Origin of the sequence: Paenibacillus sp. Soil724D2, from assembly GCF_001427935.1 — a bacterium.
Taxonomy (GTDB): domain Bacteria; phylum Bacillota; class Bacilli; order Paenibacillales; family NBRC-103111; genus Paenibacillus_E.
The window spans coordinates 142,058-165,094 of the sequence record NZ_LMRY01000001.1 but is presented as its reverse complement, the minus strand read 5'-3'; the positions used below and the strand labels follow the sequence as shown (position 1 = coordinate 165,094).

18 protein-coding genes are annotated in these 23,037 nt (G+C 43.4%); all 18 read left to right on the top strand.

Translation table 11 applies throughout. The features are described 5' to 3' along the window. Positions 1–3 precede the first annotated feature (3 nt). Entirely contained in the window at positions 4–1,149 is a 1,146-nt protein-coding gene (locus tag ASG85_RS00760) for a 1-deoxy-D-xylulose-5-phosphate reductoisomerase (protein ID WP_060645123.1), read from the top strand. 268 nt (positions 1,150–1,417) lie between these two features. After that, the gene (rseP, locus tag ASG85_RS00755; protein WP_060645122.1) at positions 1,418–2,677 is read left to right on the top strand and encodes an RIP metalloprotease RseP; all 1,260 of its coding nucleotides are present in this window, start codon (positions 1,418–1,420) and stop codon (positions 2,675–2,677) included. Between the two features lie 22 nt (positions 2,678–2,699). Beyond that, positions 2,700–4,148, top strand: coding sequence for a proline--tRNA ligase (gene proS, locus ASG85_RS00750; protein WP_060645121.1), 1,449 nt, complete (start codon positions 2,700–2,702; stop codon positions 4,146–4,148). A gap of 66 nt (positions 4,149–4,214) precedes the next feature. Further along, entirely contained in the window at positions 4,215–8,525 is a 4,311-nt protein-coding gene (locus ASG85_RS00745; protein WP_060645120.1) for a PolC-type DNA polymerase III, read from the top strand. Between the two features lie 223 nt (positions 8,526–8,748). Next, the gene (gene rimP / locus ASG85_RS00740) at positions 8,749–9,213 is read left to right on the top strand and encodes a ribosome maturation factor RimP (protein ID WP_268795861.1); all 465 of its coding nucleotides are present in this window, start codon (positions 8,749–8,751) and stop codon (positions 9,211–9,213) included. Positions 9,214–9,249: 36 nt separating this feature from the next. Next, complete coding sequence (gene nusA / locus ASG85_RS00735) at positions 9,250–10,347, top strand: transcription termination factor NusA (protein WP_047672911.1); 1,098 nt, start codon at positions 9,250–9,252, stop codon at positions 10,345–10,347. Positions 10,348–10,376: 29 nt separating this feature from the next. Beyond that, the gene (gene rnpM / locus ASG85_RS00730; RefSeq protein ID WP_029195245.1) at positions 10,377–10,691 is read left to right on the top strand and encodes an RNase P modulator RnpM; all 315 of its coding nucleotides are present in this window, start codon (positions 10,377–10,379) and stop codon (positions 10,689–10,691) included. Then, on the top strand, positions 10,681–11,010 hold the full coding sequence (locus ASG85_RS00725; RefSeq protein WP_235549131.1) for a L7Ae/L30e/S12e/Gadd45 family ribosomal protein: 330 nt from the start codon (positions 10,681–10,683) through the stop codon (positions 11,008–11,010). The genes rnpM and ASG85_RS00725 overlap by 11 nt, the downstream gene beginning before the upstream one ends. After that, positions 11,000–13,927: a translation initiation factor IF-2 gene (gene infB / locus ASG85_RS00720; RefSeq protein WP_063860109.1), complete on the top strand. Its 2,928-nt coding sequence runs from the start codon at positions 11,000–11,002 to the stop codon at positions 13,925–13,927. The genes ASG85_RS00725 and infB overlap by 11 nt, the downstream gene beginning before the upstream one ends. 6 nt (positions 13,928–13,933) lie before the next feature. Then, a complete protein-coding gene (gene rbfA, locus ASG85_RS00715) occupies positions 13,934–14,293 on the top strand; it encodes a 30S ribosome-binding factor RbfA (protein WP_057301522.1) in 360 nt (119 codons plus the stop codon). Then, complete coding sequence (locus tag ASG85_RS00710; RefSeq protein WP_060645119.1) at positions 14,290–15,291, top strand: DHH family phosphoesterase; 1,002 nt, start codon at positions 14,290–14,292, stop codon at positions 15,289–15,291. Before rbfA ends, ASG85_RS00710 begins: the two co-directional genes overlap by 4 nt. Further along, complete coding sequence (gene truB / locus ASG85_RS00705) at positions 15,288–16,202, top strand: tRNA pseudouridine(55) synthase TruB (protein WP_060645118.1); 915 nt, start codon at positions 15,288–15,290, stop codon at positions 16,200–16,202. Before ASG85_RS00710 ends, truB begins: the two co-directional genes overlap by 4 nt. Positions 16,203–16,248: 46 nt before the next feature. Continuing rightward, positions 16,249–17,184 (top strand): bifunctional riboflavin kinase/FAD synthetase, encoded by a 936-nt coding sequence (locus tag ASG85_RS00700; RefSeq protein WP_057301519.1) that lies wholly within the window; start codon positions 16,249–16,251, stop codon positions 17,182–17,184. Positions 17,185–17,351: 167 nt separating this feature from the next. Further along, positions 17,352–17,621, top strand: a complete 270-nt coding sequence (gene rpsO, locus ASG85_RS00695) for a 30S ribosomal protein S15 (RefSeq protein WP_029195252.1) — start codon at positions 17,352–17,354, stop codon at positions 17,619–17,621. A gap of 267 nt (positions 17,622–17,888) precedes the next feature. Further along, complete coding sequence (gene pnp / locus ASG85_RS00690) at positions 17,889–19,991, top strand: polyribonucleotide nucleotidyltransferase (RefSeq protein ID WP_057301518.1); 2,103 nt, start codon at positions 17,889–17,891, stop codon at positions 19,989–19,991. 153 nt (positions 19,992–20,144) lie between these two features. Continuing rightward, positions 20,145–21,197, top strand: coding sequence for a polysaccharide deacetylase family protein (locus ASG85_RS00685; protein WP_235550054.1), 1,053 nt, complete (start codon positions 20,145–20,147; stop codon positions 21,195–21,197). 106 nt (positions 21,198–21,303) lie between these two features. Beyond that, complete coding sequence (locus ASG85_RS00680) at positions 21,304–22,560, top strand: M16 family metallopeptidase (protein WP_057301517.1); 1,257 nt, start codon at positions 21,304–21,306, stop codon at positions 22,558–22,560. Further along, entirely contained in the window at positions 22,547–23,002 is a 456-nt protein-coding gene (gene dut, locus ASG85_RS00675; RefSeq protein ID WP_047672937.1) for a dUTP diphosphatase, read from the top strand. The genes ASG85_RS00680 and dut overlap by 14 nt, the downstream gene beginning before the upstream one ends. Positions 23,003–23,037 lie beyond the last annotated feature (35 nt).

Genomic DNA, 23,037 nt, shown 5'->3' with positions numbered 1-23,037 from the left:
ATGATGAAACGGATTGCCATTCTGGGTTCAACAGGATCTATTGGTACACAAACCTTAGATATTGTCCAGCATGCCCCTGATAAATTTCAAATCGAAGCATTATCTGGCGGTTATAATAGTCAATTATTGATTGAACAGGTGAAAAAGTTTCACCCAAAAGTAGTATCCATAGCGACCAAGGAGCTGGCCGACGAAGTTTCCAAGAATGTTTCATCATCGACCAAGGTGTTATATGGTGAAGAGGGATTATTGGAAGTTGCCGCATCGACAGATGCAGAACTGGTTGTAACAGCTTTGGTAGGGAGTCAGGGACTTAAGCCTACAATGGCCGCGATTGAAGCCGGCAAACACATTGGTCTTGCAAATAAAGAGACGTTAGTGAGTGCAGGCCATATTGTAAAGGATGCTATTCGTCGAAAAGGTGTGTCTTTGCTGCCTATTGATAGTGAGCATTCGGCTATATTTCAATGTTTGAATGGTGAGAATCGCTCACAAATTTCGAAAATAACGCTTACTGCTTCTGGTGGTTCCTTTCGCGATCGATCGCGTGAAGAGTTAGAGGGAGTAACGGTCGAACAAGCCCTCCAACATCCGAATTGGTCGATGGGAGCCAAGATTACGATCGATTCCGCGACGATGGTTAATAAAGGTCTTGAGGTCATTGAGGCTCATTGGTTATTTGATCTCTCCTATGACCAAATAGATGTCCTCATTCATCCTGAAAGTGTCATTCATTCCTTTGTAGAGTTTGTTGATAATAGTGTTATTGCTCAACTTGGTAATCCGGATATGCGAGTTCCTATTCAATACGCATTAACTTATCCAGACAGATATCCGACGCCGACCAATCGACTAGATTTGGCTGCCATCGGAAAGCTTCATTTCCGTGAAATGGATTACAATCGGTATCCGTGTTTACGAATGGCCTTTGAGAGCGGTAAACAGGGAGGTACTACACCTACTGTTTATAATGCAGCGAACGAAATAGCTGTTGCACGGTTCCTCAAAGGTGAGATTAAGTTCTTGCAAATTGAACAGATCATTGAAGTTGTTTTGCAGAAACACGAATCCCATTCAAACCCTCATTTAGAAGTCATTCATGAGCAGGATATTTGGGCAAGAGCCTTTGCATCATCCATCGTTTTTTAATTTCATGAGAGCTTAGGTCAGCGAGGTTGGCTCGGCTCTTTTTTCAATCTATCACCTAGGCGCTTTATAAAGTAAAGTCTAATTCAATCTCCCAGCTCGTATACTGTGCTAAAAGAGCATAGCTTGTATTCAGCAGTTCAATAATGGTAATCTAAGAACATGCTGTCCATAAGTGGATGCTTAAAAGGCAGGTTTTCAAACGAAAACGATATGGTTTTTGCAAACATAGGTAAGTTTTCTGAAGAAAACTCGAAGGAGGAAATACGACTTGTCAGCCATAGAAGTGGGATTGAAGGTTATTTTGTTGTTTTTCGTTCTCGTTACGATTCATGAATGGGGTCATTTTTATTTTGCGAAACGTGCAGGCATCTTAGTTCGGGAATTTGCAATCGGTTTTGGACCCAAAATTTTCTCATATAAAAAAGGGGAAACTCGATATACCTTGCGTATTCTGCCAATTGGTGGATTCGTTCGCATGGCAGGGGAAGACCCGGAAATTGTCCAAGTGAACCCTGGACAAACGGTTGCCGTTAAATTAAATAAACAAGATCAAGTGTCATCTCTTTATCTTGATCAACTAGATCGACGCTCAAATGTTATCATTGGTGTCGTGGAACAAATTGATCTAGAGAGAGCGCTTCAAGTATCACTTGATGTTGACGGAGAAAGAGTTACTTATCCCATTGATCCACAAGCGATGATGGTGACCAAAGGGACAGAAACACAGATTGCTCCATATGATCGTCAGTTTGGTTCGAAAACAGTTGGTCAGAGAGCTATTGCTATTGTGATGGGGCCTGTGATGAACTTCATACTCGCCATTGTGTTGTTCTTTATCGTTGTTATTATGTCGGGCGTATTTACGAACGTCAAGCTAGATTCTGTGCTTGCAGGTAAGGCAGGCGAGAAATCGGGTCTCCACAAAGGGGATATCATTATATCAATTGATAATCAGCCGATTGGTGATGACCGCGAGAAGCTTGTCACCTCGATTCAATCATCTGCAGGAAAGCCTATGACCTGGGTTGTGGATCGTTCAGGTAATCCAATTACACTTCAAGTTACACCTGAAATGGAAGCAGGGGCTGGTAAGCTAGGTGTAGTCATTTCAGGGGATCGTAGAAGTGCAACCTTTAGCGAAGTGTTAACTGGCACTTATGAGCAAGTTGTTGGAACAACGATTGGCATTGTGACTGGTTTACAGAAGCTTGTAATGCTGCAGTTTAAACTTGATGATCTAGGCGGACCTGTCCGTACAGCTCAAGTATCAGCTGAGTTTGCCAAAATGGGAATTACTTACTTAATCTCATGGGCAGCAACATTGAGCTTGTATCTAGGTATATTTAATCTCCTGCCTATTCCAGCTTTAGATGGAAGTCGACTTCTATTTATGGGTCTAGAGGCATTACGTGGGAAGCCAATAGATCCGAATCGAGAAAGTATGGTTCATTTTGTTGGTTTTGCATTGCTAATGCTTCTCATGGTGGCAGTTACTTACAATGATATTTTAAGATTAATTAAGGGATAGTCCTAATATTGTAGGAGGGTTTATGTCAAACGATAAACAGTTTGTTAAAGAGATTACACCACAGGGAGAGGATTTCTCCCGTTGGTACATAGACGTAATCAAGAAAGCTGATTTGATGAGCTATTCGCCAGTTCGCGGATGTATCGTATTTAAACCGGATGGCTATGAAATCTGGGAAAACATTCAACGTGAACTCGATAGCAAATTCAAAGAAACGGGTCACCGGAACGCCTATTTCCCTTTATTTATTCCAGAAAGTTTTTTCCAGAAGGAAAAAGAACACGTGGAAGGCTTTAATCCAGAGCTGCCTTGGGTCACTGAAGCAGGTGGAGAGAAGCTCGAAGAGCGACTAGCTATTCGTCCAACTTCGGAAACGATGATTGGTCACATGTATTCAGAATGGATCAACTCCTATCGCGATCTTCCGCTTTTGATTAATCAATGGGCTAACGTAGTTCGATGGGAGAAGCGGACATTGCCTTTCCTTCGTACTACGGAGTTCCTGTGGCAGGAAGGTCATACGGCTCATGAAGACGAGCAGGATGCTCGCCGTGAAACGATGCAGATGCTGGAAGTATACCGCGAATTTGCGGAAGATTTCTTAGCAATCCCTGTCATTGTTGGGCAGAAGACTCCTTCTGAGAAATTCGCGGGTGCTGTCGATACATTCTCTATCGAGGCAATGATGAAAGATGGGAAAGCGGTGCAAGCTGGCACCTCTCACTATCTGGGTACGAATTTTGCAGTCGCTTTCGATATCAAGTTCTTGGACCGTGAGAATCAGCATCAATTTGCCCATACGACTTCATGGGGAGTTAGTACTCGACTCATCGGTGCGCTTATCATGGCTCATGGCGACGATCGTGGGTTGGTATTGCCTCCTAAAGTAGCCCCTACACAAGTCATCATGATTCCAATTGGTCCTCCAAAAACACGGGAACAAGTTATTGGGCGTGTTGACGAATTGTTTGCAGAGCTAAAGAAAGCAGGCGTTCGTGTTAAAGTGGATGACCGAGCTGACCAAAGCCCAGGTTGGAAATTTAATGAATATGAAATGCGTGGTGTACCGATCCGTGTTGAATTAGGTCCTCGTGACATGGAAAATGGACAAGTCGTTCTCGTTTCTCGTGTAAGCGGGGAGAAGAAAACTGTTCAGCAAGCTGACTTTGTTCAGGAAGTTCAAAATTTACTTGCTGAGATTCATCAGCAGATGTATGATAAAGCGAAGCAGTTCCGTGACGAGCATTACATTGCGGTAGATTCTATTGATGAGTTCAAATCATTCCTAGAGACCAAACGCGGATTTGCTTTGGCCGGCTGGTGCGGGTCTAATGTTTGTGAAGATCAAGTGAAGGAAGAGACGGGGGCAACAAGCCGAAATATTCCTTTCAATCCTTCAGAAACGAAATCAACATGTCTGGTTTGCGGCGATGCTGCTAAACATACGGTCGTTTTTGGCCGAAGTTATTAATTACAATCAAGGGCAAATGGAAGCAACAATTCCATTGCCCTTCGTATTTTTATGGGGAGGCTGTTCATGAGTAATTTGGCTGATAAACGGAATCGCTTTGAGCTTTTGATGCAGCAAGCCGAGATTCCAGCCGATATCGTGCGGTCATTTTTTGCGGAAGGCTACATCGAGCAAGTAGAAATTAGTCGTAAAAATCGCGACTGGACCTTTTATTTGGTGAAAAATGAAATAGTGCCTCAAAACACGTACCGTTCATTTTGTAAAATGATCCAAGAGAAGTTTGCTCAAATTGCGAAGATTCGTTTTATTTGGAAATTTGAGCAAGCAGAACCCGCGGCTTTGGTAGATGAATACTGGAGCCTGTTTATGGAATGGCTGCAGCGTGAAGTTGCATCGATTAATGGTTGGATGTCAAAAGCAAGGGTTGTGGTACAAGGTCACACGCTAACTCTCATCATGCTAGATCAGATTGGACTTGAACTTGCTAAAAAGAAAAATGTAGATATGTTCATACGGAACTTTTTTCATAACTTTTTTCAAACAGAATTAAACGTAAAGTATGCGGTTAGTGATTCTACCGAGATCGAGGCTGAGTACGAGAAATTTGCGAAGCAGCGCGAGCAAGGCGAGAAGACCATTACCCAAGAGATCATGATGTCCATCGACATGGAAGAAGAAGAATCTTCATTACCAGATACGGATCTCAAGCTTGTCATGGGCATTGATATCAAAGAGGTACCGACGCCAATCAAGGACATTCAAGAAGAAGAGAAGAAAGTGGCAGTTCAGGGTACCGTATTTGGGCTAGATGTCAAGGAATTGAGAAACGGGAACACGTTATATACATTTAACCTGACTGATTTTACCGATTCTTTGGCGATGAAGGTATTTGCGAAAACCAAAGATGATGTGAAAATTATGAGCTTGCTTGCAAATGGAACATGGATTAGAGCTCGAGGCAAGGTCGAGTATGATCGTTTCATGCAAATTCCTGAACTTGTCATGATTCCGAATGATTTGTATGAAGTTATGGCACCTAGAGATCGGATGGACGATGCAGCTGAGAAGCGCGTTGAGTTTCATTTGCACACGACCATGAGTACTATGGATGCTTTAACTCCTATTGATCAATATGTGAAAATGGCCGCTAAATGGGGACATAAAGCCATAGCGGTTACTGATCATAGTAACATTCAATGTTTCCCTGATGCAGGAAAAGCAGCCAAAAAGCATGGGATTAAAGTGATTTATGGTGTGGAAGCTAACGTTGTGAATGACTCTGTTCCTATTGTGATGAATGGTAGAGATATGGATCTGAAGCAAGCCACATATGTGATATTCGACGTAGAAACAACGGGGCTTTCTGTTACCAATAACCGAATTATTGAGCTTGCTGGTGTTAAAATGCAGGACGGTAAAGAAATTGAGCGGTTTGCAACGTTCATTAATCCTCACGAGAAAATTCCTTATAACATTCAACAACTAACGAACATTAACGATGATATGGTAAAAGATGCGCCTGATATCGAGGACGAGCTTCCTAAGTTCATTGAGTTTGTCGGTGATTGCGTTCTCGTAGCCCATAATGCACGGTTTGATATGGGTTTCCTTCAAGCGAATTTGAAGCGTATGGGATTGCCAGAGGTTACGAACTCCGTACTGGATACCCTTGAGCTTGCTAGATTTTTATTCCCATCAATGAAGAACCATCGTTTGAACACCTTGTCGGATAAATTTAAAGTAGGCTTGGACAACCATCACCGAGCGATTGATGACTCTATTGCCTTAGGTTTTGTTTTGTATCATTTAATTAACGAGGCTAATGATCGACAAATAACGAATCTTGCTAAATTGAATGATTATGTAGGAAAAGATTTGTCTAATCAGCGCCCTTTCCATTGTTGTGTTTACGCGCTAAATGCCGTTGGGAAAAAGAACTTATTCAAACTTATATCCTTATCCCATACAACGTATTTACAACGCTCCGCAACGATTCCAAAAAGTGTTCTAGTAGAGCATAGAGAAGGTCTTCTTATTACCTCCGGCTGTGAAAAAGGGGAATTCTTTGAAGCCGTTCTAAATAAATCAATCGAAGAAGCCGAGCAAGTGGCCGAGTTCTATGACATTCTCGAGATTCAACCAGTGAGCTATAACATGCATCTGGTAGAGAAGGGTCTCGTGGGGAGTGTCGAAGATTTAGAGAATGCGGTACGACGTGTTTGTGAAATTGGTTATAAGACCGGTAAACCGGTTATTGCTACAGGGAATGCGCATTATCTGAATCCTCGTGAGAAAGTATGCAGAGATATTGCCATTAATGGAATTACCGGATTTAGTCCACTGAAAACCATGAAAAAACCGGATGCTCACTTCCGTACGACCAAAGAGATGCTGGAAGAATTCAAGTTTCTTGGTGAAGAGAAAGCACTTGAAGTTGTCGTGCGCAGTACGAATGATCTGGCAGATCGGTTCGAAGTCATTGAACTATTCCCGGATAAGCTGTTCACACCCATCATCGAAGGAGCCGACGAAGAAATTCGGACGACTTGTTATAATACTGCGAAGGCTATGTATGGAGACGAACTTCCGGAAGTCATTATAGCCCGGCTTGAGAAAGAGCTTGTTCCGATTATTAAGTTCGGTTTCTCTGCCAACTATTTGATTTCCGAACGTCTTGTGAAAAAGTCGAATGCGGATGGCTATCTCGTAGGTTCAAGGGGTTCCGTTGGTTCTTCCGTCGTTGCGATGATGTTAGGCATTTCCGAGGTTAATCCGCTTCCTCCTCATTATATATGTCTATCTTGTCAGCATAGTGAGTGGTTCCTGGACGGGAGTGTTCCGAGTGGATTCGATCTTCCGAACAAAGTTTGCCCGAATTGCGGGGGGAATTTAAAAGGTGACGGTCACGACATTCCGTTCGAGACGTTTCTAGGCTTTAAAGGGGACAAGGTTCCCGATATCGATTTGAACTTCTCTGGCGTTTATCAACCGATTGCGCATAATTTTACAAAAGAAATTTTTGGTGAGAAGAATGTATTCCGTGCGGGTACCATCGGTACTGTCGCCGAGAAGACAGCATTCGGATTCGTTAAGAAGTATGAAGAAGAGCAAGGCCAGAAATGGCGCGGTGCTGAGATAAGCCGACTAGCTGCAGGCTGTACAGGTGTGAAGAGAAGTACAGGTCAACATCCCGGCGGTATTGTCGTTGTACCCGATTATATGGAAGTTGATGATATCACACCCGTACAATATCCAGCAGATGATAAGAATTCAGAATGGAAAACAACCCATTTTGATTATCATGCCTTTGATGCCAATTTGCTGAAACTTGATATTCTCGGACACGACGACCCGACGATGATGCGGATGCTGCAAGATTTAACGGGTATTGATCCAACGACCATACCTATGAATGATCCGAAAGCGATGAGCATTTTCAACTCGACTGAGGCGATTGGAGTCAGACCGGATCAAATTCGTTCCCCAGTAGCTACTTATGGTGTTCCGGAAATGGGAACCAAGTTCGTTCGTCAGATGCTTCAGGAAACGCAGCCAAGCTCCTTTGCCGATTTACTGCAAATTTCCGGTTTATCACATGGAACGGGAGTTTGGCTTGGTAATGCACAGGAGTTAATTAAAAAAGGGATATGCAACATTAAGACGGTTATTGGTTGTCGGGATGATATCATGCTCTTCTTGATTTATAAGGCAGGAATGGATGCAGGTCTTGCTTTCAAAATTACCGAGAGTGTTCGTAAAGGTAAGGGGCTTACAGATGAATGGAAAGATGAGATGAAACGCTGTAATGTGCCAGCTTGGTATATTGAATCTTGTGAACGGATTGAATATATGTTTCCAAAGGCGCATGCTGCCGCTTACGTTATCTCTGCTGTTCGTACAGCTTACTTTAAGGTTTATCATCCGATAGCCTACTATGCGACTTATTTTAGTGTTCGTGCGGCTGACTTTGATCTAGAGCTTCTGTGCCAAGGATATGATGCCATTCTTAAAAAGTTGATTGAGATTGAAGAGAAAGGCTTCCAGGCGCTGCCGAAAGAAAAAGCGATGGTTTCCATTTTGGAAATGTCACTCGAAATGACGTCCCGTGGCTTCAGTTTCAAACCGATTGATATCTATCGTTCGGATGCAACGCGGTTTATTATCGATGGTACGTCACTTATCCCGCCATTTGCGGCAATGTCAGGTATCGGAGATAACGCAGCCCAAAATATTGCTGCTGCCAAAGAGGAGGGAGACTTCCTTTCCATCGAAGATTTCCAGAAACGATCCAAAGCCTCAAAGACGGTTATTGAGATGCTCAGCGCGATGGGATGCTTCCGCGGATTGCCGGAATCGAATCAATTGTCCTTATTCTAAGCTTTCGAAGTGAGTTTTCTAAAGAAAAACTTTAGGCTGTCAAGTGAAAATGATTAACAAGTTTGCTATTGTAATGCAAAGAATGGTTATGGTATAATTTTTATTGGCAATAATGAGGATATCATCTTGTGATTAAAGAGTGGGGAAACCCACTCTTTACATTTTGATATAGGACTTTTCGGAATACGATAATGGAAAGTCAATTTAGGAGGTACATTTATCTGTGGCTACACAAGCGCAAATCAAATCCGTCATTGAGGACATGCTGAAGGATTTCATTGAACAAAATGGATTTGAACTCGTGGATATTGAATATGTCAAAGAAGGCAGCAATTGGTTCCTTCGTGTCTATGCAGACAAGGAAGGCGGAATTGATATAGATGATTGCGGCCGCATCAGTGAATACTTAAGTGTTCAATTGGATGAGAAAGATCCCATTGCTGATGCCTATTTCTTGGAAGTTTCTTCACCAGGCGCGGAACGTCCGCTTAAGAAGACACAAGATTATCACAAGGCTGTGAATAGTCATGTATTTGTTACCACCTATGAACCGATAGACGGTTCCAAGGAATTTGAAGGTTTGCTGCTTTCCTTTGACGAGGAAGACCTCGTTATTGAAATTGGCAAAAAGAAAATTATTATCCCGTTCGCTAAAGTAGCAAGCGCTCGTCTAGCTATCGTTTTTTAGTGACCGTTACTTATTGAAAGGGGGGACTCAGTTCAAATGAACACGGATTTTATCGAAGCGCTGTCGGAAATTGAACGTGAGAAAGGTATCTCAAAGGAGTTACTTATCGATGCAATTGAAGCAGCGATGATTTCAAGTTATAAACGTAATTTCAACACCGCACAGAACGTGCGAGTTGATATCAATCGCCATACTGGCCTCATTAAGGTATATGCCCGTAAGACCGTAACTGAGGAAGTATTAGATCCAAGATTGGAAATTTCACTCCACGCTTCTCGTGAAATTAATCCGAATTACCAATTGGAAGATATCGTTGAAATTGAAGTGACTCCTCGTGATTTCGGACGTATTGCTGCTCAAACTGCCAAACAAGTAGTGACTCAGCGCATTCGTGAAGCCGAGCGTGGCTTGATTTATAATGCTTTTATCGACAAAGAAGAAGATATCGTTACAGGTATCCTTCAACGCCAAGATCAACGTAACATTTATGTGGACTTGGGTAAAGTTGAGGCTGTGTTGCCTTTGACTGAATTAATGCCTACTGATAAGTTCAAACAAGGCGATCGGATTAAAGCGTATATCACGAAAGTGGAAAATACGACGAAAGGACCGCAAATCATTTTATCAAGAACACATCCAGGGCTGTTGAAGCGTCTTTTTGAACTGGAAGTTCCTGAGATCTTTGATGGTGTGGTCGAGATTCGTTCGGTTGCGCGTGAAGCCGGTTTCCGATCCAAAATTGCTGTTCATTCCCGCAACGCTGAAGTTGATCCAGTAGGATCCTGTGTAGGGCCTAAAGGATTACGTGTTCAAACGATTGTAAGCGAACTGCGCGGCGAGAAAATAGACATCGTACGTTGGATGGAAAGCGTGGAAGAATACGTAGCCAATGCGCTTAGCCCTTCCAAAGTGCTTGAAGTGCAAATTCATGAAAATGAAAAAATGGCGCGTGTCATTGTACCAGACTATCAGCTTTCTCTGGCTATTGGAATCAAAGGGCAAAATGCTCGTCTTGCTGCCAAATTGACAGGTTGGAAAATAGACATCAAAAGTGAAACACAAGCCGAACAAGAATATGGCAGAGTAAAAACTTATTCCGAAGAAATGCATCAAGATTCTGTGAGTGTCGATTAAGTTTTTGTTTGGAGCAAGGGGTGATCGGAATGAAGCAGAGAAAAATCCCTCTGAGAAAATGCGTGGCCTGCCAGGAAATGATGCCGAAGAGGGACTTGATCCGCATCGTCAAAACGCCTGAAGATGAAATTCTCATAGATCTTAAAGGGAAAAAATCTGGGCGCGGTGCCTACCTGTGCGGTAAAGTTTCTTGTTTTAAATTAGCGAAGAAAAGTAAAGCCCTGGATAGAGCCCTTAAGCATGCCGTTGGTGCCGATATTTATGACCAATTGGAGCAAGATTTCATTCGTGTTGAAGATGAGTTCCTCTCTTCTAAAGAGGAGGAGTCCGAAGATGAATCCTAAATTTCTATCCCAATTGGGTTTGGCGATGCGGGCAGGGAAGCTAGTTACCGGTGATGAAGGTGTGTTTAAAGCGATTCGCTCGGGAGAAGCCAAACTTGTCATTATGGCGGAGGATGCATCCGCTAATACACGTAAGAAATTTCAAGACAAATGCCAATTCTATGGGATTAAACTCATGGAAATAGGTACGAAGTATGAATTGGGCCGCAGCATTGGGAAAGAAATGCGTGTCACCATAGGTGTATTGGACGGAGGCTTCGCGCAGATGCTGCAGAAGAGTCAAGAAAATCCTGCGGAGGTGAAACATATTGACCAATAAACAAGACAATAAAGATAAGACTCGCGTTTACGAATACGCAAAGCAACTCAATATGAGCAGCAAAGAAATTATAACCATCCTCAAACGTCTGAATATTCCTGTTAACAATCATATGAGTGTAATGGAAAATGACGCAGTGAGCAGTGTAGAAAAGTTTTTTCGTGATATTAAAGCCAATGCGGCTGCCAAACGAGCAGCTACGGACGGAGGAAATGTGAGTTCATCTACGACGAATCAGAATCCTGCAACGCAGGCTCCAGCACAAGAGAATAAAGGTGCAGCAACCCCGGCTTCGAAGCCAGTTGCTTCAGAACCAACGAACAGCACGACTACCAATGGTGCAGTAACAGCGCCTCAAGGACAATCTACGCCTAATACGGCTAGTCGTCCTGCTCAGCCTGGGCGCGATCAACGACCAAGCGGTCAAGGATCATCGCAAGGCGGGCAACGTCCGCACAGTCAAGGCCAAGGTGGACAACGTACAGGTTATCAAGGTTCCAATCCAGGCGGGCAGCGTCCTAGCGGCCAAGGCTCTAGCCAAGGTGGGCAACGTACGGGCTATCAAGGTTCCAATCCAGGTGGACAGCGTCCAAGTGGTCAAGGCTCCAGCCAAGGTGGGCAACGTACAGGTTATCAAGGTTCCAATCCAGGTGGACAGCGTCCAAGTGGTTCCACTGGCGGCTACAATAGCCAACGTCCAAGCGGCGGTCAAGGCTACAGCCAAGGCCAAGGCCAAGGCGGAGCTCCACGCAGCAATAGTAACTATGCAGGATCCCGTCCAAGTCAGGGGACTAGTGGACCGGGAGCTGGTGGTGGACAAAGCGCGAATAGCGGCCGTCCGCAAAATGCAGGCCCGAACCGCAGTGCTGGTCCTAACCGTCAGTCTAAACCGTTTGATAACCGCAACAATAATCAAAGCGGAAGACCTGTCATTCAAGAAGCAAAGCCGCAGTTCCACGTAGGAGCAACAGCAGCTGAATTGGATGATGCAGCAGCAAAAGCGGGTGTAATTACAACTAAGAAATCCAAACCAACACCTAAACGTTTTGATGATAACCGTTCCGGCGGAAATCGCGGGCCTGGTGGACAAAACAGAGGCAACCAACGCGGTAACAATAGAGGCAGATACCAACAGGAAACTGTTAAAAAAGAGAAAATTGACAACACACCTAAGAAAATCATCGTTCGTGGCAGCATGACCGTTGGTGAAACAGCGAAATTACTTCACAAAGATGCTTCTGAAGTTATTAAGAAGCTTTTATTCTTGGGTACAATGGCAACAATCAACCAAGAGCTTGATTTGGAAGCCATTCAATTGATTGCATCCGAGTTTGGCGTTGAAGTAGAAATTAAGATTAAAGTCGAAGAAGACAATTTCGAGACTTTCGAAGAAATTGACGATGAGGCTGATCTGATTGAGCGTCCGCCAGTTGTTACGATCATGGGTCACGTCGATCATGGTAAAACAACGTTACTTGATGCTATTCGTAAAACAAGTGTAACCGAGGGTGAAGCAGGCGGTATTACACAGCACATCGGTGCTTACCAAGTTGAAGTTAACCAAAAGAAAATCACTTTCTTGGATACGCCTGGTCACGAAGCTTTTACAACCATGCGTGCCCGCGGTGCACAAGTAACCGATATTACAATTATCGTTGTTGCTGCTGATGACGGCGTAATGCCACAAACCGTTGAAGCTATTAACCATGCTAAAGCGGCAGGTGTTCCGATCATTGTAGCAGTTAACAAGATTGATAAAGAAGGCGCAAATCCAGATCAAATCAAACAAGCACTTACGGCTTATGAGTTGGTTCCGGAAGAGTGGGGCGGAGATACGATTTTCTGCGAAATTTCCGCAAAACAAAGGATTGGGCTTGAAAATCTACTTGAAATGATTCTGCTTGTTGCGGAAGTTCAAGAGTATAAGGCTAACCCGAACAAACGTGCTAGAGCGACTGTAATCGAAGCCGAGTTGGATAAAGGTCGTGGTCCAGTTGCCAGAATCCTGATTCAACATGGTACATTGAAAGTCGGAGATAGCTTCGTAGCTGGCGTGTGCTTCGGCCGCGTAAGAGCGATGGTGAATGATAAAGGTAAACGTTTGAAAGAAGCGGGTCCTTCAACACCAGTTGAAATCACGGGTCTTACAGAAGTACCACAAGCTGGAGATCCATTCCTTGCTTATGAAGATGAGCGTAAGGCAAGAGACATTGCAGATCGTCGTTCCATTGCACTTCGACAATCCGAGATGACGGCGAATTCACGCGTTACATTGGATGACCTCTTTAAACACATTAAAGACGGCGAAATCAAAGAGCTCAATGTAATCATCAAAGGTGACGTTCAAGGTTCTGTTGAAGCCCTGAAAAGCTCCCTTGAGAAGATCGAAGTAGAAGGCGTTCGCGTCAAAATTCTTCACAACGGTGTTGGTGCTGTTACGGAGTCTGATATTATTCTGGCTTCTGCATCTAACGCGATTATTATCGGTTTCAATGTTCGTCCTGAACCTGCAGCGAAAGCAACAGCAGATCAAGAGAAAGTTGATATCCGTCTGCATAACATTATCTACAACGTAATTGAAGAAATCGAGCAAGCTATGAAGGGCATGTTGGATCCTATCTTTAAAGAAGTTGTACTTGGTCAAGCAGAAGTACGTAATGTGTTCAAAATTACGGGTTCAGGTACAATTGCTGGATGTATGATTATCTCAGGCAAAATTGCTCGTAATGCACAAACACGCTTGATCCGCAGCGGTATTGTCGTGCACGAAGGTAAAATTGACTCCCTGAAACGATTCAAGGATGACCAAAAAGAAGTGGCACAAGGTTATGAATGTGGTATATCTCTTGAGCGTTATCATGATATTAAAGAGGGCGACATTATTGAAGCCTTCATCATGGAGTCCGTTGAGAGGTGATGACAAATGGCTAGAGTTCGTGTAGGTCGAGTTGGCGAACAAATAAAGAAAGAATTAAGCCAGATCGTTCAGTCCGAATTGAAAGATCCACGCATTGGTTTCTTGACCGTAACTGGTGTAGAAGTTACGAACGATTTATCCTTAGCTCGCGTTTTTCTTAGCGTAATGGGCACAGAAGAAGAGAAAGCTGCAACACTTAAGGCGCTTTCTGTAGGTTCTGGATATATTCGTTCGGAATTAGGCAAACGAATTCGTTTACGTAAAATTCCAGAGTTGCAATTTAAGTTCGATGCTTCTATTGATTATGGAAGTCATATCGATAACTTATTGCACAAGCTTAATCAGGAAGGAAATTCAAGCGTATGAGCAGTGGAATGAACCATGCCACCGACTACAGCCAGCAGCTGGCAGCAGCAGCTACGTTTATCGAGCAGCATGATGATTTCCTGGTGGTATCTCACATCCAACCGGATGGGGATGCCGCCAGTTCGACGTATGCAACCGGTTGGATTCTTAAACAACTGGGAAAATCCTTTACAATGATCAATGAGGGCGCTATGCCCTCTAAATTTTCCTATTTATGGGGAAGTAATCAAGTACTTGATTATGGCAAAGAAGTTCCTGATAGACGTTATCAAACCATCATAAGTGTAGATTGTGCTGATTTCTCCAGAATGGGTAGGATCAGCACTCTTTTTGATGACCAAGCACGGCTGCTCAATGTTGATCACCATCCAACGAACGATAGATTTGGTTCGTGCCATTTGATTAAACATGATGCCGCTGCAACCGTTCAAATTTTGTATGATTTAGCCATACATATGAAACTTGTACCGAGTTTGGAGTTTGGTGATTGCATTTACACGGGCTTGTTGACAGACACAGGTGGTTTTCGGTATTCGAATACCTCGCCTGAGGTTATGCAAATTGGAGCAACCTTGTTATCACTGGGTGTTCAGGGCTCTGTCATAGCTGAGCAAGTGCTGGAAAGAGTCACCTACTCGCAAATAGTACTTCTCCAGAGAGCTTTATCTACTCTCTCATTTGCGAATGATCGTAAATTAGCCTGGCTTGCTGTTTCTCTGGCAGATTTGGAGTTAACTGGTGCCTCAAGCGACGATCTGGATGGGCTTGTCAACTATCCGCGTAATGTGGAAGGCGTGGAAGTGGGCATGCTATTTAAAGAGAAAGCAGTTGGTGTCATTAAAGTAAGTCTCCGCTCATCAGGACTTGTTGACGTTGCTGCGATTGCTCAATCACTTGGCGGTGGCGGCCATGTTCGTGCTTCAGGCTGTACAATCCAAGGTACGCTTGAGGAAGCAGTAGCTAAAATGGTTCAGGAAGTAGGGAACAAACTCATATGACGTTAGAAGGCATTTTGCCTGTATGGAAACCAGCGGGCTTCACTTCTCATGATGTTGTTGCCAAGGTTAGAGGTATCCTTGGGATCAAACGCATCGGCCACACAGGAACGCTCGACCCGCAAGTAACCGGGGTTTTGCCATTATGTATAGGTAGAGCAACTCGAATGGTTGAGTACATTCAGGATCTGCCTAAGGAGTATGAAGCTGTTCTTCGAATCGGTCTTTCAACCGATACGGAGGATATGACGGGTACTGTGTTGGAAGAAGTTTCACAAGTGACTTTGGATGAAATGAGAGTCCGTGAGGTTCTTCATTCTTTTGTCGGAGAAATTGAACAGGTTCCACCGATGTTCTCTGCAGTGAAGATTGATGGGAAACGACTCTATGAATTAGCCCGCGAAGGCAAAGAAGTAGAGCGGAAGTCACGTAAAGTGACGATTCATAAGCTAGATATCCTCCATTTGGACCTACAGCAAAAACATCCAGAGATTCAATTTCGTGCTTCTTGCTCCAAAGGTACCTATATAAGAACCTTGTGTGTGGATATTGGCAAGGCTCTCGGATATCCGGCGGTGATGAAAAGTTTAATTCGTACATCGACTGGCAGTATTCGCCAAGAGCAGTGCTTAACATTTGAACAGATTGAACAAATGAAGGTTCAAGGATTACTGCAGGCGCATATGATTCCTATGGATCAGGCGATTTCACATATCCCATTTATTGAACTATCTGCCGGGGAAGCTGTACATGCATTACAGGGGAAGAAAATAGCAATGACTGCGAATCGGACGGCTCATGCTGTTGCATCACAAACCATTTTCAGGGCTTATTCGCCTGATGAACGTTTTCTTGGTTTGTATGAATGGAACAGTGCTAGTCAAGTCCTGATCCCTGCCAAAGTTTTCCTCTAATTATAACGTCACGGGACAGGTTGAAATGGGTAGGTGAAATGAATTTATGCGCATAATACCAATATCATACCCCATTAATATGGATGATTTGGACCTAATAGTGGGAGAGCAAGTAGTGGCAATTGGTGATTTCGATGGTGTACATATGGGACATCAGGAAGTCATTGGTCGAGCCCTTCGCACGGCAAAGAAACTTGGGCTGAAGGCGTCAATCATGACCTTTCATCCACATCCTAGAGCAGTAATGGGTCAAGATAAATATTTGGATCTAATAACTCCGATGAGTAAGAAAATGAAGATGTTTGAATCGCTGGGTGTGAATCATGCCTACATTGTTACCTTTGATGCCTCTTTAATGCGGTTATCCCCGGAACATTTCGTGGATCAAGTATTGGATCGACTAGGTGTTGAAAGTGTCATATGTGGTTTTGATTTTACGTTTGGTTTTCAAGGTAAAGGTACCCCGGATTCGCTCTGTGAGTTGAGTCATGGGAAATTTTCTGTAGAAGTGGTGAGACCCTTTCATATGGATGGCGAAAAAGTTAGCAGTACACTCATTCGTGAATCATTACAGCAAGGGGACATAGACACAGTTACCAGACTTCTTGGGCGTCCCTATAGTATAAGCGGCATCGTTGTGGATGGAGAGAAGCGTGGGAGAACACTTGGCTTTCCTACAGCTAATATCCAACTGGATGAGTCTTACGTCATCCCTACCAATGGTGTTTATGCGATTAAAGCTTCTGTTAAAGGGGAAACCTATAATGGGGTTATGAATATTGGTGTAAAGCCTACCTTTACAACTGGAGAATTGAAGCCCTCATTCGAAGCTCATTTATTTGATTTTTCCGAACAAATTTACGGAGAGCATATGAATGTTGAGCTAATAGCTTTCCTACGACCAGAGCGGAAATTCTCATCCCTAGACGATTTGGTAACTCAAATTAAACTTGATGTTGAATCAGCTAAGAGCAAATTATAACGTTACAGTTGAAACAAGCATTTACTTCTACTGTGCGATTATGATATACTGAATAACGTTGCCAAAAGGATGTATACCTTCTGGCATGAACCTTAGCTTGGACATACGCTATCATCGTCGATTTCTGGGCTATCGGGGATACAATAGAATTTAGGAGATGAACAATCATGGCATTAACTCAAGAGCGTAAAACACAACTGATTCAAACTCACAAGGTACATGATACCGATACGGGTTCACCTGAGGTACAAGTAGCAATCCTTACAGAAAACATTGTCAACCTGACAAATCATCTGCGGACTCACAAGAAAGATCATCATTCCCGCCGCGGTTTGCTCAAAATGGTTGGTCAACGCCGTAAGCTGCTAGCATACGTGAAGAACAAAGATGTGAGCCGTTACAGTGCTTTGATCGAAAAGCTTGGTTTGCGTCGATAAAACCGACAATGAGAAGCAACCTGTTGCTCCTTTGCTGGGCTTGATAAAGCTTTGGCGAAGAAAGGCAACGAGGTTGCTTTTTCTTGTATTTTTAAAACGGGAAAAGAAGGAAATACTAGACATTACGCAGAAATAGTGGATGACTCCAACGTTAGGCAATTTTTGAGTACATATGGAGCATAATATAAAAGGTTTCTGAACCTTCCTTTCTGTGCATGTTTATCAAACACATATGAATTGAATAGAACAATTCCTTAGGAGGATGTTATGGAGAAAAGGGTACAAATGGAACTTGGCGGCAAACCGTTCATTCTTGAAACGGGTAGATTGGCCAAACAAGCCAATGCAGCTGTAACTGTCCGTTATGGCGATACGGTTGTATTGAGTACAGTAACAGCTTCAAGCGGACCGAAAGATCTGGATTTCTTTCCGTTAACGGTTAATTATGAAGAAAGATTATATTCCGTTGGTAAAATTCCAGGTGGTTTTATTAAACGTGAAGGACGTCCAAGTGAGAAAGCGATTCTTGCGAGCCGTTTAACGGATCGTCCGATTCGCCCTCTTTTCCCTGAAGGCTTCCGTAATGACGTGCAAATCGTTTCTATCGTAATGAGCGTAGACCAAGAGTGTCCGCCAGAAATGGCAGCAATGATTGGTACTTCTGCTGCACTTGCAATCTCTGACGTTCCTTTCAATGGGCCTGTTGGTGGCGTGATTGTTGGACGAGTAGATGGGCAATTCGTTATTAATCCGACGGGTGAGACAGCAGAGAAAAGTGATCTTCACTTAACGGTTGCCGGCACCAAAGATGCGATTATGATGGTAGAAGCAGGCGCAAATGAAGTTTCAGAGGAAGTTGTGCTCGAAGCTATCATGTTCGGACACGATGAGATCCGTAAGATTGTTGCGGTGATTGAAGAATTGGTTGAACAAGCAGGTAAACCGAAAATGGAGGTTAAACTTCATACGGTTGATACCGAGGTAAATCGTGCTGTTCGCGAATTTGCTCAAGCTAGATTAGTTGATGCGATTAAAATTCCTGAGAAGCATGCTAGACAAGAAGCAATCGATATTGTGAATGCTGAAGCTGTGGAACGTTTTACAGCCTTGTATGCAGAAACTCCTGGTTTACTAGGTGATGTGAAAGAAACACTTTATGATATCGTTAAAGAAGAAGTACGCCGTTTGATCACACATGATAAAGTGAGACCAGATGGACGTAAACCAGAAGAGATTCGTCCAATTGATTGTGATATTGATTTGTTACCGCGTACTCACGGTTCAGGCTTATTCACACGTGGACAAACACAAGCACTAAGTATCTGTACATTAGGCGCTTTAGGCGATGTTCAAATATTGGATGGCTTGGATCTTACTGAAACCAAACGTTTCATGCATCACTACAATTTCCCTCCGTTTTCCGTTGGGGAAGCAAGACCGCTTCGTCCACCAGGTCGTCGTGAAATTGGACATGGTGCATTAGGTGAGAGAGCCCTTGAGCCAATCATCCCTAATGAAGTTGAATTCCCTTACACCATTCGTCTCGTATCTGAAGTATTGGAATCGAACGGTTCAACATCCCAAGCTAGTATTTGTGCAAGTACACTTGCTCTTATGGATGCTGGTGTTCCGATTAAAGCTCCGGTTGCTGGTATTGCGATGGGTCTGATCAAAGACGGAGATCACTTCTCCATTTTATCCGATATTCAGGGTATGGAAGATCATCTTGGCGATATGGACTTTAAAGTTGCGGGAACCGCTGAAGGAATTACAGCCCTGCAAATGGATATCAAAATCGATGGGATCGATCGCAGCATCCTGCAGCAATCTTTGCAGCAAGCCAAAGAAGGCCGTTTGCACATTTTAGGTAAAATGGTTTCTCGTATTTCAGAGCCTAAGAAGACTCTTTCCAAATACGCGCCTAAAATTCTTACGATGAACATCAACCCGGACAAAATCCGTGATGTTATTGGTGCAGGCGGTAAAATCATCAATAAAATTATTGAGGAAACCGGCGTAAAAATTGATATCGAACAAGATGGCCGTGTATTCATCGCTTCATCCAATCAAGAGATGAACGAAAAAGCACGTTCTATTATCGAAGGCATCGTTCGTGAGGTTATAGTGGGTGAAACTTACCTGGGAACCGTAAAACGCGTTGAGAAATTCGGAGCATTCGTAGAAATTTTGCCTGGTAAAGAAGGTTTGGTTCATATTTCACAGATCTCCACAGAGCGAGTAGCGAAAGTGGAAGACGTAGTGAACATTGGCGATCAAATCACCGTTAAAGTAACTGAGATTGACCAACAAGGAAGAGTTAATCTTTCTCGTAAAGCGACATTAACTTCGCAAGTCCAGGCTCAAACCTAAGCCGCGTGACTTGTGAAGTCCCTTTTAAATAGTTTTGGATAAAGAGTCAGATCAATCTGTCTCTTTTTTGCTGTTTAGATATACCGGACATGCCTCGTTCTACTCTTGTCCCTTCCTGCATAAAATCAGGACATAAGGAAGGGGGATCTGTGTATGCTCCACAAAAAATGGCTTCTGCTTGGAAGTTTTTTTGCTATGGTTCTGCTTACATTGGATGCAATCCCTAGCGTAGGAACTTACATTAATGCAGTGAAGAATAACCAAATTTCGTATCTAGCAGACTCCAATTGGTTGGACGAAGAAGCACTTCCGGTCTTTGCCTCTGCGACTTTGAATTCAACCGAACAAAAGAAGTCAAAGCAAAGCAATTTACTAGAAACGGTTATGAAAGAAGCAGAAAAACGAAAAATTCCCGCTATTAATGCCAAACTTGATCCTGTTTGGAAAGCAGTTCCCGGTTACAACGGATTGGAAGTCGATATTGAGGAGACGCTCAAGCTAGCAGAGCATCATTTAACGCCGAATAAAATCAATTATGTAATGAAAGAAGTGCAGCCTAGTATTCAATTAAACGATCTCGGTCCGAATCCGATATATAAAGGGAACCCCAAGAAGCCAATGGTTTCTTTCATGATCAATGTTGCTTGGGGAAATGAGAACTTACCTAGTATGCTTGAGACTCTGCGCAATGAAAATGTACATGCGACTTTCTTTCTAGATGGCTCGTGGTTGAAGAAGAACGTGGAAATGGCCAAAAAGATCCAAAGCGAAGGGCATGAAATATCTAATCACGCTTATTCGCACAAGGATATGAGAAGTATAACGCGCAGCAAAGCTGTTGAGGAAATTTCTAAAACAGAGGATCTGTTGAAGCAGCAGCTTGGTGTGAAGAACATGCTATTTGCACCTCCCTCGGGTTATTTTAATCAAGAAACGGTTCAAGTAGCTTCGGAGTTCAATTTGCAAACTGTACTGTGGACATTCGATACGATAGATTGGAAAAATCCAGGGTCTGAGCGAATCCTTCAACGGTTATCATCAAGCGTCGAGCCTGGTTCACTTATTTTGATGCATCCAACGACCTCATCCAAGGAAGCATTACAAGGAATGATCCGTATCATTAAAAATAAAGGATTGACGATTGGCACTGTATCTGAGCTTTTATCCTCTAAACGTGTTGCTGAAGCGGGTCAAATCGTGAAATAATTGATCAATCAGCTGGAAAGTTGAGTCGTTGGCACATTTTTGTTAGACTGAGTAAGTATAATTGGGGAAAAGGACTTTAGGTGCTACAATTCGAGGAGGAACCTTGGTGATCAAATATCGCTTACATAATGGCTTGAGAGTCGTCATGGAACAAATTCCTACGTTTCGATCGGTAACGTTCGGGATTTGGGTGAAGACAGGCTCGCGTAATGAGTCTCAAGATAATAACGGCATTTCGCATTTTATTGAACACATGTTGTTCAAGGGTACAGAGCGCCATTCAGCCAAAGATATCGCGGAGATATTTGATGGAATCGGCGGAAATGTGAATGCATTCACCTCCAAAGAGTATACATGCTATTATGCAAAGGTTCTCGATGATCATTTGCCACTTGCTATGGATATGCTTTCGGACATGTTTTTCCATTCTGCATTTGATGAGAGTGAGTTAGAAAAAGAGAAGAACGTCATATATGAAGAGATCTCTATGTATGAAGATACACCGGACGATTTGGTTCATGATTTATTGGCCAAAGCTTCTTATGGCTCACATTCACTGGGGTATACGATCCTTGGAACTCAGGACAATTTATCGAAAATGAAATCCGAAGATCTGCGTAACTATATGAAGCAATATTATAATACGGAAAATACGGTTCTTAGTATAGCTGGCAATATTGATGATAGTGTGCGCGAACTTATTGAGAAGCATTTCGGAGAATTCGCTCAAACAGGCGTGGAAACAAGTTATGATGCACCGGATTTCCTTGGAGAATTGATTTTCCATTCGAAAAAAACGGAACAAAATCACATCTGTTTATCGCTACCAGGTCTGTCGCTTCAAGAAGAGAATTTATATCCGATGGTACTGCTCAATAATGCCATTGGCGGTGGAATGAGTTCAAGATTGTTCCAGGAGATTCGGGAGAATCGCGGGCTTGCTTATTCCGTCTATTCATACCACTCCTCGCATATCGACAGCGGCATGTTCACGATTTATACAGGCACAGCACCGAAGCAGACGGAAGAAGTACTTAAAGTGACAATGGAGCTGCTGCATGATATTGCTGTGAAAGGAATGACGGATTCTGAACTCAAGAAAGGCAAGGAGCAGCTAAAAGGCAGCTTGATTCTTAGTTTGGAGAGTACCAGCAGCCGTATGAACCGATTCGGGAAAAATGAGCTTATGACTGGTAAGCATTACAGTCTCGACGAAATGATCGAACGAATTGAAAGCGTTCAGATGGATGACATTCGTCAATTGACGAAAACACTATTCCGGTCACCTTTTGCTCTGTCAATGGTGGGGAATTCGGATGATGTCATTAAGGGCTTCAGGAGGGATCAGCTTGTCTCTCTATAACTTTGATGTCCAAATTAAACGGGTATCCGGACAGGAGGATATCCTTCTGCCTCAGAAAATGTCCGCAGCTGCCAGCGGCTTCGATCTTCATGCCGCAGTGAGCGAGCCGGTAGTGCTAGGTCCAGGTGAACGTCAACTCATCCCGACAGGCTTTGCACTCAGCATGCCGCCAGAGCTTGAAGCTCAGATCCGACCGCGGAGCGGGCTTGCCTACAAGCATGGCATCACAACGCTGAATTCACCTGGAACGATTGATGCCGACTACCGCGGAGAAGTGAAAGTGCTGCTGATTAACCATGGGCAGGAGCCGTTCACCATTCAGCGGAATGAGCGAATTGCGCAGATGGTTTTCCAACTTGTGCCGCAGATTCAGCTCAATGAGGTTTCGGAATTAACGGAGACAGAGCGAGGATCAGGTGGTTTCGGCCATACAGGACGGTAATAGATCTGCTACATATGTAAGCATAAAACATCAGC

Excerpts from the sequence above, each read along its gene's own strand:
- ASG85_RS00760 (WP_060645123.1), top strand. The coding sequence starts at position 4 with ATGAAACGGATTGCCATTCTGGGTTCAACAGGATCTATTGGTACACAA.
- proS (WP_060645121.1), top strand. The coding sequence starts at position 2,700 with ATGTCAAACGATAAACAGTTTGTTAAAGAGATTACACCACAGGGAGAG.
- ASG85_RS00745 (WP_060645120.1), top strand. The coding sequence starts at position 4,215 with ATGAGTAATTTGGCTGATAAACGGAATCGCTTTGAGCTTTTGATGCAG.
- nusA (WP_047672911.1), top strand. The coding sequence starts at position 9,250 with ATGAACACGGATTTTATCGAAGCGCTGTCGGAAATTGAACGTGAGAAA.
- rnpM (WP_029195245.1), top strand. The coding sequence starts at position 10,377 with ATGAAGCAGAGAAAAATCCCTCTGAGAAAATGCGTGGCCTGCCAGGAA.
- ASG85_RS00725 (WP_235549131.1), top strand. The coding sequence starts at position 10,681 with ATGAATCCTAAATTTCTATCCCAATTGGGTTTGGCGATGCGGGCAGGG.
- rbfA (WP_057301522.1), top strand. The coding sequence starts at position 13,934 with ATGGCTAGAGTTCGTGTAGGTCGAGTTGGCGAACAAATAAAGAAAGAA.
- ASG85_RS00710 (WP_060645119.1), top strand. The coding sequence starts at position 14,290 with ATGAGCAGTGGAATGAACCATGCCACCGACTACAGCCAGCAGCTGGCA.
- truB (WP_060645118.1), top strand. The coding sequence starts at position 15,288 with ATGACGTTAGAAGGCATTTTGCCTGTATGGAAACCAGCGGGCTTCACT.
- ASG85_RS00700 (WP_057301519.1), top strand. The coding sequence starts at position 16,249 with ATGCGCATAATACCAATATCATACCCCATTAATATGGATGATTTGGAC.
- rpsO (WP_029195252.1), top strand. The coding sequence starts at position 17,352 with ATGGCATTAACTCAAGAGCGTAAAACACAACTGATTCAAACTCACAAG.
- pnp (WP_057301518.1), top strand. The coding sequence starts at position 17,889 with ATGGAGAAAAGGGTACAAATGGAACTTGGCGGCAAACCGTTCATTCTT.
- ASG85_RS00685 (WP_235550054.1), top strand. The coding sequence starts at position 20,145 with ATGCTCCACAAAAAATGGCTTCTGCTTGGAAGTTTTTTTGCTATGGTT.